Raw genomic sequence first — 14,818 nt, 5'->3', positions numbered from 1 at the left:
CCCATGCGGCGTACGCGGAGGAGTACCCCAGATTTACCGTGCCGAGGCTTCCTGTGTTGTTGTATGTGTTCAGCGAGAACGAGACGTCGCCCTTAGCGGTTGCAGTCGTCCCAATCGTGATGACAGGGGCGGCAGTGCACTTGATATTTCCGTAGATGGTCTTGTCGCCGGCCGCGTGGGCCGGCGTTGCTGCGGCCAGTCCGATCCCCGTCGCCAGCAGTGCGGCGCCTGCAGCAGCGATGATCCTTGAGCGAGTGCTGCGACGGCCAACGGGCATGCTTGATGAACTCAATCGGGTTTCCTCCTAGTTGGTCAGGTCGGAACGATTCCGGCTCTCTTTCAGTGCTTCTTCAAACACCGCTTTGCATGTTACCAACTGGTGCGTAGGCTGCCCAATGCTTACATTGTACTGAATCAAATATTCGTTTGATACATTCCTCAGCACGGTCATCGCCTGGACCAAGGACTTTGTCAGAGGTTCCAGGCGTGGCGACAGCTTTCGACGGCGAATTGAGGATTCGGCAGGGTCTCATGGATGATTCCGCTCCGGCACGGCCGGACACTAAACGACCTAGGCGGCGATCCCGTAGGCTCTAGAGCGTGCCGAACACTCTCCGTTCCGTCTGCGAGGTCGTCGAATCGCTCTGGCCGATCGCCGGAGCGGAAGAGTGGGATGCGCCCGGGCTGATCTCGGGCGATCCGCACGCCCCGGTCGACCGCATCCTCCTCACCGTGGACGCCCTGGCCGCCACCGTCGACGAAGCCGTCGGGCTCGATGCCGACCTACTGCTCGCGCACCATCCGCTGCTGCTGCGCGGCGTGACCTCCATCGCCGAAGACCGCTACAAGGGCGCCCTGCTGGCGACGCTGATCCGCGCCGACTGCGCGCTCATCGCCGCGCACACGAACGCCGATGTCGTGGCCGACGGCACGAGCGCCGTGCTGGCGGCGGCCCTCGGCCTCGCCGACACGGAGCCGATCGCCCCCGGCCCCGACGGCGTCACCGGCATCGGAAGGGTCGGCACGCTCGCACAGCCCACCACGCTCGGTGCGCTCGCGCGCGTCGTTGCCGACTTGCTCCCGCCCACCGCCGGCGGCGTGCGCGCGGCGGGCGACTACCATCAGCCGATCTCGCGCGTCGCCGTCTGCGGCGGTGCGGGCGACTCGCTGCTCGCCGCGGAGGCGGTCCGCGGGGCCGACGTCTACATCACCGCCGATCTGCGTCACCATCCCGCCTCGGAGGCGCGGGAACAGGCCGCGCTCGGCGGCGGCCCGGCCCTGCTCGACGTGTCGCACTGGGCGAGCGAGTGGCTGTGGCTCGACACGGCTGCGGCGGCCCTGCGCGACGCCCTGCCCGGGGTGGAGGTCGTCGTCAGCGAGCTGCGTACCGATCCGTGGGATTTTGCCATCCTGCAATGAGCCTCCAGCAGCGACGATGAACACCGCGACGAACGACCCAGCAGAGAGCAGAGCACCGTGAAAGCCAGCCCCTCCGACCAGAACGAGCTCCTGAGGCTGCAGACCGCCGACACGCGGCTGAGCCAGCTCGACCACGCCCTCAAGAACCCCCCGCAGGCCGCCGAGCTCGCCGCGTTGCAGCCGGAAGTCGACGCCCTCCGCGCGCGCTGGATCGCGGCGACGGGCGAGGTCGAGGATGCCAGGGCGGAGCTCACGCGCGTCGAGTCGGACGTCGAGCTCGTGGAGGCACGCAAGCGTCGCGACACCGAGCGCCTGCAGCAGACGTCGTCGATGAAGGACGTGCAGGCGCTCGAGGCCGAGCTCGCCGCGCTCGACAAGCGCCAGAACGATCTCGAGGAGATCGAGCTGACGGTCATGGAGCGCGTCGAGGGCCTGGAGAGCGCGTTGGCGGCCATCGAGGCCGAGCGCGCCGAGCTCGACAGCCGGGTGCAGGCCCTGGAGGCCGCACGCGATGCCGAGGCCGGAACCGTCGGCACCCAGCGCGACGCCCTCGCCCGCGACCGCGCCACGATCGCCGCGGCGCTCCCTGACGAGCTGGTCGCCCTCTACGAACGGCAGCGCTCGCGCTACGGCATCGGTGCGGCGCTTCTGCTGCGCGGGGTGTCGATGGGGTCCAACGTCACGCTCACCGAGTCCGATCTCGCCGAGATCCGCCGAGCGGCCGACGACGACGTCGTGCTGTGCCCGGACAGCGGCGCCATCCTCATCCGCAACGAGGAGTCGGGACTCTGACGCGCCCTCTGCGCTAGGGTTGACCCCGGAACGGGACGGCCAGACGGTCGCGTCGGTCCGCGCAAGCGGGCCGCCGAGGAACGTCCGGGCTCCGCAGAGCAGGGTGGTGGGCAACACCCACCCGGGGTGACCCGCGAGAAAGTGCAACAGAAAGCAGACCGCCTCGCACGCGAGTGCGCGGTAAGGGTGAAACGGTGGTGTAAGAGACCACCAGCGGCCGGGGTGACCCGGCCGGCTGGGTAAACCTCACCCGGAGCAAGGTCAGACAGGGGACCATGAGGTGGCTCGCCTCGTCCCCGGGTAGACCGCTGGAGGGCGGCGGCGACGTCGTCCCGAGAGAGATGGCCGTCCGCGGCGCGCAAGCGTCGTGACAGAACCCGGCGTATCGGCCGTCCCGTTCCCTTCACCCCGGCACAGCACTCGCCGAGGGGCGCGTCAACGCCCCTAAAACCCCGTTTTAGGGGCATTCAGACGCCCCTCGGCCGCCCTTCGGGCGGTTCATGAGGCGGGATCGGAGGCGGGGGCGGAGGTTGGGTCGGGGTCCGACTCCGGGTCGGGGGAGAAGCGGTAGCCCATTCCGGCCTCCGTGAGCAGGTAGCGCGGCGCGGAAGGCACCGGTTCGAGCTTCTTGCGCAGCTGCGCCAGGTACAAGCGCAAATAGCCGGTGTCGCTCGTGTACTGCGGCCCCCACACCTGTGTCAGCAGGGCCTGCCGGGTCACCAGCCGGCGCGGGTTTCGCAGCAGCACCTCCAGGATCGCCCACTCGGTCGGAGTCAGCCGGATGGGGCTCTCGCCGTCGGCGGTGCTCTTGACGACCTGGCGTGCCGCGAGGTCGACCGTGACGTCGCCGAACCGCACCGCCGGCTCGTCGGCCGAACCGGACTGCCGCCGGGTGAGCGCGCGGATGCGGGCCAGCAGCTCGTCCGCCGCGAACGGCTTGGTGACGTAGTCGTCGGCTCCGGCATCGAGGGCGTCCACTTTGTCGGCGGAGCCGGTGCGGCCGGAGACGACCAGGATCGGCACCGACGTCCACCCGCGCAGTGCCTCGATGACCTCGATGCCGTTCAGCTCCGGCATACCCAGGTCGAGCATGACCAGGTCGGGATGGTGCTCGACCGCCTGCGAGAGCGCCTCGGCACCGGTCGTGGCCGTGAGCACCTCGTAGCCGCGGGCGCCGAGCAGGATGCGCAGCGCCCGGAGGATCTGCTGGTCGTCGTCGGCGATCAGGATCCTCATCGCTGTCCTTCCGTGCGGTCTGCGGTGGTGTCGCCGGTGGCCGCGGGGAGCGAGACCACCATCGTGAGGCCGCCACCCGGCGTGTCCTCGGCCTCCAGGGTGCCACCCATCCCTTCGGCGAAACCCTTGGACAGGGCGAGCCCCAGCCCGATTCCGGTGTCGTTGTCCGTGTCGCCGAGCCGCTGGAACGGCTGGAAGACGGCCTCGCGGCGCTCGCCGGAGATGCCCGGCCCGTGATCGATGACCCGCAGCTGCACGGAACCGCCGAACTCGCTGGCCGCGATCACCGGAGGCCGGTCGGGCGGAGAGAAGCGCAGCGCGTTGCCCAGCAGGTTCACCAGGACGCGCTGCAGGAGCACGCCGTCGGCGAGCACCGGGGGCACTTCGGCCAGGTCGAGCCCGACCTCTGCGGGGCCGATCCCCAGTTCGTCGAGAGCCGGCGGGATGACGTCGTCGATCTCGGTCGGCGCCAGCGAGACCCCGAGCACGCCGGCCTCCACGCGGCTCGCGTCGAGCAGGTTGGTGACGAGGGTCGCCAGCCCGTGGAGGCTGTCCTCCGCAGTCTCCAGGAGGGTTTCCCGGTCCGCGTCGCTCAGCGCGATGTCGATCTGCCGCAGCGTGGTGACGGCCGCCGTCGCGGCGGCCAGCGGCCGGCGGAGGTCGTGCCCGACGGCCGCCAGCAACGCGCTGCGGACCCGGTCCGCCTCGGCGAGCGGGCCGAGCTCGCTCGCCGTCGCCGCGAGCTCCCGGTGCTCGAGCGCGGCGTCGAGCTGGGCGACGATCGCGGCCAGCAGGCGTCGGTCGGCGGCCTCCAGGTCGCGCCCGGAGAGCTCGAGCGTCCCGCGGTCGCCGACGGGCAGCTGCTGCGTGTGCGCCGGATCGGCGGGCTCGCCGTCGGTCGAGATGACCTCGTCGCCGTCGAGGAGGCGCACCCCGGTCAGCCCGAACGCCTCGCGCGTGCGTGTGACCAGCGCCTGCAGGGCGTCCTCGCCGCGGATGACGCCGCCGGCGACGGTCGCCAGCAGCTCCGCCTCGGCCGTCGCCCGCCGCGCCGCGCGGGAACGGCGGGCCGCCTGGTCGACCACGATGCTGACCAGGGCGGCGATCACGAGGTACAGCACGAGCGCCAGCAGGTGCAGCGGCTCGGCGATGGTGATCGTGTAGAGCGGGTCGACGAAGAAGAAGTCGAGCGTGAGCCCGGAGAGCAGCGCAGCGAACAGGGCGGGCCAGATCCCGCCGACCAGCGCGACGATCACGACGAGCAACTGGTAGCTCAGCACGTCGGCCGTCATCGCCTGGTCCGACCGGACGTTCACCAGCAGCAGCGTCAGCAAGGGGCCGCCGACCAAGGCGAGGAGGAAGCCGTAGACGCGTCGGCGCACGGTGAGGCCGCCCCGCGGGCGGGGCAGCGAGAAGCGGCCGCCGGCTCGGGAGTGCGACACGATATGCACGTCGATGTCGCCCGACTCCCGGATCACCGTCGCGCCGATCCCCGGCCCCGTGAGCAGAGCGGCCAGGCGGCTGCGGCGCGAAACACCGATGACCAGCTGCGTCGCGTTCTCGCCGCGGGCGAAGTCGACGAGCGCGCGCGGGATATCGCTGCCGACCACCTGGTGGTAGCTGCCGCCGAGCTGCTCGACCAGCGCGCGCTGGGCGGTGAGAGTACCCGGATTCCCCGCGCGCAAGCCGTCCTGGCTGGTGATGTGGACCGCCAGCAGCTCGCCACCGGCCGACCGGGCGGCGATGCGCGCACCGCGCCGCAGCAGCGTCTCGCCCTCCGGGCCGCCGGTGAGGGCGACCACCACCCGTTCGCGGGCCTCCCACTTGCCGGCGATGCCGTGCTCGGCGCGGTACTTCTGCAGGGCGCTGTCGACCTCGTCGGCCAGCCAGAGCAGTGCGAGCTCGCGCAGCGCGGTGAGGTTGCCGAGCCGGAAGTAGTTCGACAGAGCTGCGTCCACGCGCGCAGCGGGGTAGACGACGCCCTCGGCGAGCCGGTCGCGCAGCGCCTGCGGCGCGAGGTCGACGACCTCGATCTGGTCGGCGCGCCGCAGCACCGCGTCCGGAATGGTCTCGCGCTGCTGAACGCCCGTGATCTGCTCGACCACGTCGTTCAGGGATTCGATGTGCTGGATGTTGACCGTCGACATCACGTCGATGCCGGCGGCGAGCATCGCCTCCACGTCCTCCCAGCGCTTCTCGTTGGCCAGGCCGGGGGCGTTGGTGTGGGCGAGCTCGTCGACGAGGGCGAGCTGCGGCCGGCGGGCGAGCACGGCGTCGAGGTCGAGCTCGGTCAGCTCCACCCCTCGATGCTCGACGGTGCGCCTCGGCACGACCTCCAGACCCTCGACGAGGGCGGCGGTGGCGGCGCGGCCGTGGGTCTCCACGACCGCGACCACCACGTCCTTGCCCAGCGCCTGGAGACGCCGCCCCTCTTCGAGCATGGCGTAGGTCTTGCCGACGCCGGGCGCCGCGCCGAGCATGACCCGAAGGTGGCCACGCGACATGGGCTCTCGATCCCTACTCTCGATGCCGGCCGGGTCAGCGGCCGAGCTGGGCCAGCGCCAGATTGAGCTGGAGCACGTTGACGGTCGGGTCCCCGAGGTAGCCGAGGTCCCGTCCCTGAATCTTAGACTCGACGAGCTTCTTCACGGTTGCTTCGGGGAGGCCGCGCGCGTCGGCGACACGCTTCACCTGGAGCAGCGCGTAGTCGGGCGAGATGTGTGCGTCGAGACCCGACGCGGAGGCCGTGACGGCGTCCGACGGGACGGCGGACTCGGGCACGCCGTCGAGTTTCGCGATCGCGGCCGTCCGGTCTTTCACGGCTTTCACCTGCACCGGGTTGCCGGTGGCGAGGTTGCTGCCGGAGGACGCAGCCGCGTCGTAGCCGGCGGGTCCGTTCGCGGTCGCCGCCGACGGACGCGACTGGAACCACTGGGGCAGCGGCTTCCCCTTCGCGTCGGTGAAGGCCTGGCCGATCAGGGCCGAGCCCGCGGCTCTCCCGCCGGAGGTGATCATCGAGCCGTTCGCCTGGGCCGGCATGACGGCCTGCCCGATGCCGGTGACGACGAAGGTGTAGCCGATCCCGAGCACCACGGTGAGCAGGATCATCGCGCGCAGGGCGACCCAGTAGTGGCGCCAGGCGCCGCGGAGGCGGTTCATCGTTCGATTGCCTTTCGGTCGGTCCGGGTCAGAAGCCGGGGATGAGGGCGACCAGCAGGTCGATCAGCTTGATGCCGATGAACGGCGCGATGATCCCGCCGAGCCCGTAGATGAGGAGGTTGCGCCCCAGCAGCGATGAGGCCGCCGACGGCCGGTAGCGCACGCCGCGCAGGGCCAGCGGGATCAGCAGCACGATGACGATCGCGTTGAAGATCACGGCGGAGAGGATCGCCGAGGCGGGGGAGTGGAGGCCCATCACGTTGAGCGCGGCGAGTCCGGGGAAGGCGCCGACGAACATGGCGGGGATGATGGCGAAGTACTTGGCCACGTCGTTCGCGATCGAGAAGGTCGTGAGCGCGCCGCGGGTGATGAGCAGCTGCTTGCCGATGCGGACGATGTCGATCAGCTTGGTCGGGTCGGAGTCGAGGTCGACCATGTTGCCGGCTTCCTTCGCCGCAGAGGTCCCGGTGTTCATCGCCACGCCGACGTCGGCCTGGGCGAGCGCGGGGGCGTCGTTCGTGCCGTCCCCGGTCATCGCGACGAGCGCGCCGCCTTCCTGCTCCCGCCGGATGAGCGCGAGCTTGTCCTCTGGCTTCGCCTCGGCGAGGAAGTCGTCGACGCCGGCCTCCGCCGCGATCGCCTTCGCGGTCAGCGGGTTGTCGCCGGTGACCATGACGGTGCGGATGCCCATCTTCCGGAGATCGGCGAACCGTTCGGCGAGCCCCTCCTTGACGATGTCCTTCAGGTAGACGACACCGAGCAGACGGGCGCTGCCGTCCGCGTCGCGTGTCGCGACGGCCAACGGCGTGCCGCCGACCTGCGAGATCCGCTCGACCTCCTGGTCGAGCTCGGCGAGGGCGGCGGCCGAGGGCGGCGTCGTCTCGCGGACCCACGCCACCACGGCGCTCGCGGCGCCCTTGCGCACCTGGGAGCCGTCGGGCAGGTCGAGGCCGCTCATGCGCGTCTGCGCGGTGAAGGGGACGATTTCGCCTGCGATGTGCTGCGGCCGCTCGTAGCCCAGCGTCTCGGCGAGCTCGACGACCGACACGCCTTCCGGAGTCGGGTCGCTGAGGGAGGACAGCGCCGCCGCCCGCACCAGCTCCCCGCCGTCGGTGCCGCCCACGGCGGTGAACTCGCTCGCGCGGCGGTTTCCATAGGTGATCGTGCCGGTCTTGTCGAGCAGCAGCGTCGTCACGTCACCGGCGGCCTCGACAGCCCGGCCGGACATAGCGAGCACATTGTGCTGCACGAGGCGATCCATGCCGGCGATGCCGATGGCCGAGATGAGCGCCCCGATGGTCGTGGGGATGAGGCAGACCAGCAGCGCCACCAGCACGGGCACCGTCGGCGAGACCTCGGAGTAGCCGGCCACCGGCTGCAGCACGAGCACGACGATCACGAAGATGATCGACAGGCTGGCCAGCAGGATGTTCAGTGCGATCTCGTTCGGCGTCTTCTGCCGGGAGGCGCCCTCCACCAGGGCGATCATCCGGTCGACGAAGGTCTCGCCCGGCTTGCTGGTGATGCGCACGACGATGCGGTCGGAGAGCACCCGGGTCCCTCCGGTCACCGCGCTGCGGTCGCCGCCGGACTCCCGCACGACCGGCGCGGACTCGCCGGTGATCGCCGACTCGTCGACCGTGGCGATGCCGCGGATGACATCTCCGTCGCCCGGGATCAGCTCTCCCGCCGTGACCACGACCACGTCGCCGAGCCGGAGCTCGCTCGACGCGACCGTCTCGGTCGTCGCGGCCAGAGCCTCCGGGTCGCCGGTCTCGTCATAGCCGGCGACCCGGCTCGCGACGGTGGTCGACCGCGTCTTGCGCAGGGTGGCGGCCTGGGCCTTGCCGCGTCCCTCGGCGACCGATTCGGCGAGATTCGCGAAGAGCACGGTGAGCCACAGCCACACGGCGATGCTCCAGGTGAAGGCGAGGGTCGCGGGACCCGCGCCGCCGGATCCCAGGAACGGCTGGGCGACAGCGATCACGGTCGTGAGCGCCGCGCCGACCTCCACGATGAACATCACCGGGTTGCGCCACATGAAGCGCGGGTCGAGCTTGCGCACGGCTCCCGGCAGCGCGGCGACCAGCTGCCCGGCCGAGAAGGCGCCGGCGGGTGTGGACGACGCGCGGGTCGAAGTCGAATGGGTGGTGGTCATGTCAGTTCAGCCCTTCCGCCAGGGGACCCAGCGCGAGAACAGGGAAGTAGGTGAGCGCGGAGACCAGCAGGATCGTGCCGGCCATGAGGCCGACGAACTGCGGGCGGTGCGTGGGGAGGGTGCCCGCGGTGGCGGGCACCTTGTTCTGGGAGGCGAGCGAGCCGGCCAGGGCGAGCACGAAGACGATCGGCACGAAGCGGCCGAGGAACATCGCCACGCCGAGCGCCGTGTTGAACCAGGGCGTCGCGGCTGTCAGACCGGCGAAAGCCGAGCCGTTGTTGTTCCCCGCCGAGGTGAACGCGTAGAGCACCTCGCTGAAGCCGTGCAGCCCGGGGTTGAGGATCGAGGTCTTCTCGACGTCGGCGCGGACGGCCGGGATCGCGAAGCTGAGGCCGGTTCCGAGCAGAACGATCGCCGGCGTGGTCAGGATGTACAGGCTCGCGAGCTTGATCTCGCGCGGGCCGAGCTTCTTGCCGAGGTATTCGGGCGTGCGCCCGACCATCAGGCCGGCGAGGAACACGGCGATCACCGCGATCACGAGGATCCCGTAGAGTCCGGAGCCGACGCCGCCCGGGACGGTCTCGCCCAGCATCATGTTGATCATCGCCATCATCCCGCCGAGCGGACTGTAGCTGTCCATCATCGAGTTGACGGCGCCGGTGGAGGTCGTCGTGCTCGCCGTGTTGAAGAGCGTCGAGCCGAGGATGCCGAACACGGTCTCCTTGCCCTCCATCGAGCCGCCGACCTCGAAGAGGGTCATGGCGATGAGCGAGATCAGGAACAGCGAGCCCATCGTCGCCAGGATCGCGTAGCCCTGCCGTTTGTCGCCGACCATCGTGCCGAACGTGCGGGGGAGCGAGAACGGGATGACGAGGATCAGGAAGATCTCGAACAGGTTCGTCCACGCGGTCGGGTTCTCGAACGGGTGGGAGGAGTTGACGTTGAAGAAGCCTCCGCCGTTCGTGCCGAGCAGCTTGATCGCCTCCTGGGACGCGACCGGCCCACCGGGGATCGACTGCGTCGCGCCGGCGAGCGTGTGGACGTCGGTGAAGCCCGTGAGGTTCTGGATGACGCCTCCGGCGATCAGCACGATCGCCGACACCAGCGCGAACGGCAGCAGGACGCGGCCCGTCGCGCGGATCAGGTCGACCCAGAAGTTGCCGATGCCCGCCTGCGTGAATGTGCCGGCGCTCCGCCGCGCGGCGAAGCCGCGGACCAGCGCGATCGCCACCGCGATGCCCACGGCCGCCGAGACGAAGTTCTGCACGGCCAGGGCTGCGAACTGAACCGTGTAGCCGAGCGTGACGTCCGGTGAGTACGACTGCCAGTTCGTGTTCGTGACGAAGGAGACCGCCGTGTTGAACGCCGTCCCTTCCGGCACCGCCGGGAAGCCCAGGCTGTAGGGCAGGAACTGCTGCAGCCGCTGAAGACCGTAGACGATGAGGATGCCGACGACGGAGAACGCGAGGACTCCGCGCAGGTACGCGGGCCAGGACTGCTCCGCGCGCGGATCGATACCGATCAGCCGGTAGACCCCCCGCTCGACGGCCAGGTCCTTGTCCGAGGTGAAGACCCGGGCCAGGTAGTCGCCCACGGGGCGGTAGGCGATCGCGAGCAGGAGGACGAGTGTCGCCAGCTGGGCGACGAACAGCCAGACCCCCATGTCAGAACCGCTCCGGTTTCACCAGGGCGACCACGAGGTAGCCGATCGCCGCGATGCCGAGCAGGGCGGCGATCAGGGTGATGACGATCACAGTTTCTCGACCCCCCGGCCGACCAGTGCGACGACGAGCGCCAGCACAGCGACGGCGAGAAGGTAGACGAGGTCAAGCACGACTCTCTCCATCCATCCGGACAGCCCGACCGGACGGCCGGACAGGAGAGAGTTCACACCCGCAGGGGCGGTGCGACGAGCGTCCTCACGGTTCCCTAACGCAGTGGCGCAGGATCCATGCGGATCGCTGACGGTGTGCGCGCCGGCCGCGTGGCTTCGCCCGGATCAGGCGTCGGGGGAGACGCCGACCTCGGCCGAACGCCCGCGCTCGCCGGCGTCGCGGCGCTCGCCGCGGACGGCCAGCGCCGCCGCCCCGAGGATGCCCGCATTGTTGCGGTGCACCGCCGGCACGATCTCGGTCTTCAAATCGAGCAGCGGCAGGAACTCCTGGTAGTTCTTCGACACGCCGCCGCCGACGATGAAGAGGTCGGGGGTGAACAGGAACTCCACCGTCGAGTAGTACTTCTGGAGCCGCTTGGCCCACTTCTCCCACGACAGGTCTTCGCGCTCCTTCGCCGAGTAGGCCGCACGCGACTCCGCGTCGTGGCCGTCGATCTCCAGGTGCCCGAGCTCGGCGTTCGGGATGAGCACGCCGTCGTAGATGAGGGCGGACCCGATCCCGGTGCCGAGGGTGGTCATGATGACCAGGCCGTCCCTGCCTTTCGCCGCACCGAAGCGGGTCTCCGCGTAGCCGGCCGCGTCCGCGTCGTTCACGAAGTGGATGTCGCGCCCGAGCCCCTTCTCGAAGAGCTCCTCGGCGTGCAGGCCGATCCACTTCTTCGAGACGTTGGCCGCCGACAGGGTGACGCCGTGGCTGACGATCGCGGGGAAGCAGACGCCCACCGGTGCGTCGGGTTCCTCCGCGGCGAGCCGCTCGACGATCTCCTTCGTCGTCTCCACGATGTCGTCGGGCTTGCCGCCCTCGGGAGTCGGCAGCTTGACGCGATCGCTGACGAGCTCGCCGGTCTCGAGATCGACCAGCGCCCCCTTGATGCCCGTTCCGCCGATGTCGATTCCGATTGCGTGGTTCTGCGCGCTCATGTGCACGAATCTACCCTGCACTCGCGCCCCGGGTGGCGAGGGGGAGGAAGGCGTCTTCGACGATGGAGACGCTCGTGTCGTCGCCCGCCGGCGTCACGGCAGCGTCAGGATCTCCGCGCCCCGCTCGGTGACCACGAGCGTGTGCTCGAACTGGGCCGTGATGCTCCGGTCGCGCGTGACGACCGTCCAGTCGTCCGCCCACATGTCCCACTCGTACGCGCCCAGTGTCAGCATGGGCTCGATCGTGAAGACCATCCCGACCTCCATCACATCGTCGAACGCGGGCGCCGCGTCGTAGTGGGGGATGATGAGGCCCGAGTGGAACGTCGCCCCCACGCCGTGCCCGGTGAAGTCGCGCACGACGCCGTATCCGTAGCGTTTGGCATACGACTCGATCGCCCTGCCGATCACATTGACCTGACGCCCGGGGGCGACGGCTTTGATGCCGCGGTTGAGGGCCTCCCGGGTGCGCTCGACGAGCAGGGTGACCTCCTGGGAGGCCGTGCCCACGATGAACGTCTGATTGCTGTCGCCGTGGAACCCGTTCGTGTACGCGGTGATGTCGATGTTCACGATGTCGCCGTCTTCGAGGACGGTGTCATCGGGGATGCCGTGGCAGATCACTTCGTTGACCGAGCTGCAGATCGACTTGGGATAGCCCCGGTAACCGAGGGTCGAGGGATAGGCGTCGTGCTCGATCAGGAACTCGTGGCCGATCGCATCCAGCGCCTCGGTGGTGATGCCCGGCCGGACGGCCTCGCCGACGCGCTCGATCGCCCGCGCCGCGATCCGGCCGGACTCCCGGATCAGCTCGATCTCCTCCGGCGAGTAGACGTCGCCGCGGTCCGAGGGCGTCGGGCCGGGCTTGCCGACGTACTCCGGCCGCGGGATGCGCGAGGGGACGGCGCGCGTCGCGGTGACGCGGCCGGGGATCAGGTGACCGGCGGAATCCTTGGGCATAGGATCAACCTTATGACCGGCGAGAACGACTACGGGATCCGTCAGGATGCCGAGCACAAGTACTGGTACAACATGAAGACCGGCCAGGTCGAGCAGGGCTTCCTGTCGCCCGCTCCCGACCGCGTCGGCCCGTTCGACACGCGTGTCGAGGCCGAGCACGCTCTCGAGAAGCTCCGCGAGAACAGCGCGAAGTGGGCCGAAGAGGACGCCGAAGAAGGCCGCTGACCTTTCACACCGAGGGCACATTCGTGACGAATCACGACTTTCGTGGCACGAATCACGTGATTCGTGACGAAAGCGCGGCCGCGTCGGACTAGAAGCTGTGCTCGGCGGTCGGGAAACGACCGCCCGTGACCTCGTCCTTGTAGGCGCGAGCGGCCTCGGACAGGACGCCCTTCAGGTCGGCGTACTGCTTGACGAACCGGGGGATGCGGCCGGTCGTGAAGCCCGCCCAGTCCGTCCACACCAGCAGCTGGCCGTCGACATGAGGGCCGGCGCCGACGCCGATGGTCGGGATGCGCAGCTCCTGCGTCACACGCTGGGCGACATCGGCCGGGACCATCTCCAGGACCACCGCGAAAGCGCCCGCGTCCTCGACCGCGTGCGCGTCGGCGAGCACCTGCTCCGCTCCCGCACCGCGTCCCTGCACGATGTGCCCGCCGAGCCCGTGCTCGCTCTGCGGAGTGAAGCCGATGTGCGCCATCACCGGGATGCCGGCGTCGACGATGCGACGGATCTGCTTCGCACTGCGCTCGCCGCCCTCCAGCTTCACCGCGTGCGCGCCGGTCTCCTTCATGAACCGCACCGCGGTGTGCAGAGCCTCCTGTGCGCCGGTCTCGTACGAGCCGAACGGCATGTCCGCGACCACGAAAGCACGCTTGACCGCCTTGGCCACCGCCCGGGTCAGCGGGATGAGGTCGTCGACCGTCACCGGGAGCGTGGTGTCGTAGCCGAGGACGTTGTTGCCCGCCGAGTCGCCGACCAGCAGGAAGTCGATCCCGGCCTCGTCGAAGATCTGGGCGGTCAGCATGTCGTAGCTGGTCAGCCCGGTGAACGGAGCGCCCTCCTCCTTCGCCGCCTGGAAGTGACGGGTCCGCACCCGCTTCAGCGACTCCATCGACGGGGTGGCGGGGTGGACGGAGGGCACAGGGGACTGCTCGCTCATGCGCCTCAGTCTAGTGACGGGCGAGTGGGCGGCCGACGCGACGATGCGGCTGGTATCCGAGCGGGAAGCCACTAGTCTGGGAAAGCTGACGAAAGGGGCAGGATGGACAAGCAGCGCGACTTCGTTCTTCGGACCATCGAGGAGCGCGGCGTCAAGTTCGTGAGGCTGTGGTTCACCGACGTCGTCGGCACCCTCAAATCGGTGGCCATCGCCCCCGCGGAGGTCGAGGGCGCGTTCAGTGAGGGCCTCGGTTTCGACGGCTCGGCCATCGAGGGTCTGACGCGCGCGTTCGAATCGGATCTGCTGGCGCACCCCGATCCCACCACCTTCCAGATCCTGCCCTGGCGCGGGGAGGTCGACCCGACCGCCCGCATGTTCTGCGACATCACGACTCCCGACGGGCAGCCGTCGGTCTCCGACCCGCGCAACGTGCTCAAGCGCACGCTCGAGAAGGCCGCCGACCGCGGGTTCACCTTCTACACGCACCCGGAGATCGAGTTCTACCTGCTCAAGTCCTCCACCTTCGGCGACGAGGGCCCGGAGCCCGTCGACTCGGCCGGCTACTTCGACAACGTGCCAGGCGGCACGGCCCACGACTTCCGCCGTCGCTCGGTGCGGATGCTCGAAGACCTCGGGATCTCGGTGGAGTTCAGCCACCACGAGGCCGGGCCGGGACAGAACGAGATCGATCTGCGCTACGCCGATGCGTTGACGACCGCCGACAACATCATGACCTTCCGCACGGTGATCAAGGAGGTGGCGATCGAGCAGGGCGTGTACGCGACCTTCATGCCGAAGCCGCTCTCGGGCCACCCGGGCTCGGGCATGCACACCCACATGTCGCTGTTCGAGGGCGACGCCAACGCCTTCTTCGAGGCAGGGGCGCAGTACCAGCTGTCCAAGGTGGGCCGCCACTTCATCGCCGGCCTCCTCAAGCACGCGCCCGAGATCACGGCCGTCACCAACCAGTTCGTCAACTCCTACAAGCGGCTGTGGGGCGGTGACGAGGCGCCGAGCTTCGTCTGCTGGGGCCACAACAACCGGTCGGCGCTGGTGCGGGTGCCGCTCTACAAGCCCAACAAGGGTCAGAGCTCGCGCGTCGAGTACCGCGCGA

At 69.6% G+C, this 14,818-nt stretch carries 14 protein-coding genes and 1 other RNA gene; 5 read left to right on the top strand and 10 right to left on the bottom strand.

Features of this window, described 5'->3' with window-relative positions:
* Positions 1-600: 600 nt before the first annotated feature.
* The 3 genes from Q0Q23_RS15615 (at position 601) to rnpB (ending at position 2,612) form a co-directional block, all read left to right on the top strand.
* Positions 601-1,419 (top strand): Nif3-like dinuclear metal center hexameric protein, encoded by an 819-nt coding sequence (locus Q0Q23_RS15615; protein ID WP_295126027.1) that lies wholly within the window; start codon positions 601-603, stop codon positions 1,417-1,419.
* 57 nt (positions 1,420-1,476) lie between these two features.
* Positions 1,477-2,211, top strand: a complete 735-nt coding sequence (locus tag Q0Q23_RS15610) for a zinc ribbon domain-containing protein (RefSeq protein WP_295126024.1) — start codon at positions 1,477-1,479, stop codon at positions 2,209-2,211.
* A 31-nt stretch (positions 2,212-2,242) separates the two neighbouring features.
* Positions 2,243-2,612, top strand: an RNA gene (gene rnpB, locus Q0Q23_RS15605) — RNase P RNA component class A.
* Between the two features lie 97 nt (positions 2,613-2,709).
* Here rnpB and Q0Q23_RS15600 read toward each other — a convergent pair.
* From Q0Q23_RS15600 to map, 9 genes are all read right to left on the bottom strand, one after another.
* Positions 2,710-3,447, bottom strand: coding sequence for a response regulator (locus Q0Q23_RS15600; RefSeq protein WP_295126021.1), 738 nt, complete (start codon positions 3,445-3,447; stop codon positions 2,710-2,712).
* Positions 3,444-5,951, bottom strand: a complete 2,508-nt coding sequence (locus tag Q0Q23_RS15595; RefSeq protein WP_295126018.1) for a DUF4118 domain-containing protein — start codon at positions 5,949-5,951, stop codon at positions 3,444-3,446. The genes Q0Q23_RS15600 and Q0Q23_RS15595 overlap by 4 nt, the downstream gene beginning before the upstream one ends.
* A 34-nt stretch (positions 5,952-5,985) precedes the next feature.
* A complete protein-coding gene (kdpC, locus tag Q0Q23_RS15590; RefSeq protein WP_295126014.1) occupies positions 5,986-6,606 on the bottom strand; it encodes a potassium-transporting ATPase subunit KdpC in 621 nt (206 codons plus the stop codon).
* A gap of 28 nt (positions 6,607-6,634) precedes the next feature.
* Complete coding sequence (gene kdpB, locus Q0Q23_RS15585) at positions 6,635-8,764, bottom strand: potassium-transporting ATPase subunit KdpB (protein WP_295126011.1); 2,130 nt, start codon at positions 8,762-8,764, stop codon at positions 6,635-6,637.
* A gap of 1 nt (position 8,765) precedes the next feature.
* Positions 8,766-10,427, bottom strand: a complete 1,662-nt coding sequence (kdpA, locus tag Q0Q23_RS15580; protein ID WP_295126009.1) for a potassium-transporting ATPase subunit KdpA — start codon at positions 10,425-10,427, stop codon at positions 8,766-8,768.
* A 1-nt stretch (position 10,428) separates the two neighbouring features.
* On the bottom strand, positions 10,429-10,518 hold the full coding sequence (locus tag Q0Q23_RS15575; RefSeq protein WP_295126006.1) for a potassium-transporting ATPase subunit F: 90 nt from the start codon (positions 10,516-10,518) through the stop codon (positions 10,429-10,431).
* The gene (locus tag Q0Q23_RS15570) at positions 10,515-10,655 is read right to left on the bottom strand and encodes a hypothetical protein (protein WP_295126003.1); all 141 of its coding nucleotides are present in this window, start codon (positions 10,653-10,655) and stop codon (positions 10,515-10,517) included. Before Q0Q23_RS15570 ends, Q0Q23_RS15575 begins: the two co-directional genes overlap by 4 nt.
* Before the next feature lie 108 nt (positions 10,656-10,763).
* On the bottom strand, positions 10,764-11,579 hold the full coding sequence (gene ppgK, locus Q0Q23_RS15565; protein ID WP_295126000.1) for a polyphosphate--glucose phosphotransferase: 816 nt from the start codon (positions 11,577-11,579) through the stop codon (positions 10,764-10,766).
* A 93-nt stretch (positions 11,580-11,672) separates the two neighbouring features.
* Entirely contained in the window at positions 11,673-12,539 is an 867-nt protein-coding gene (map, locus tag Q0Q23_RS15560) for a type I methionyl aminopeptidase (RefSeq protein ID WP_295125996.1), read from the bottom strand.
* Positions 12,540-12,551: 12 nt separating this feature from the next.
* On the opposite strand from map, the gene Q0Q23_RS15555 reads away from it, so the two are divergent.
* Complete coding sequence (locus Q0Q23_RS15555; protein WP_295125994.1) at positions 12,552-12,764, top strand: SPOR domain-containing protein; 213 nt, start codon at positions 12,552-12,554, stop codon at positions 12,762-12,764.
* Positions 12,765-12,852: 88 nt separating this feature from the next.
* Here Q0Q23_RS15555 and panB read toward each other — a convergent pair whose 3' ends face one another.
* A complete protein-coding gene (gene panB / locus Q0Q23_RS15550) occupies positions 12,853-13,704 on the bottom strand; it encodes a 3-methyl-2-oxobutanoate hydroxymethyltransferase (protein WP_295125991.1) in 852 nt (283 codons plus the stop codon).
* A 102-nt stretch (positions 13,705-13,806) separates the two neighbouring features.
* On the opposite strand from panB, the gene Q0Q23_RS15545 reads away from it, so the two are divergent.
* On the top strand, positions 13,807-14,818 hold a 1,012-nt coding region (locus tag Q0Q23_RS15545), incomplete at its 3' end, for a glutamine synthetase family protein (RefSeq protein WP_295125988.1).

The organism is uncultured Leifsonia sp. (assembly GCF_945957465.1).
Classification (GTDB): Bacteria; Actinomycetota; Actinomycetes; order Actinomycetales; family Microbacteriaceae; genus Leifsonia.
The sequence above is the reverse complement of the archived record's forward strand: the minus strand, read 5'-3'. Positions and strand labels throughout refer to the sequence as shown.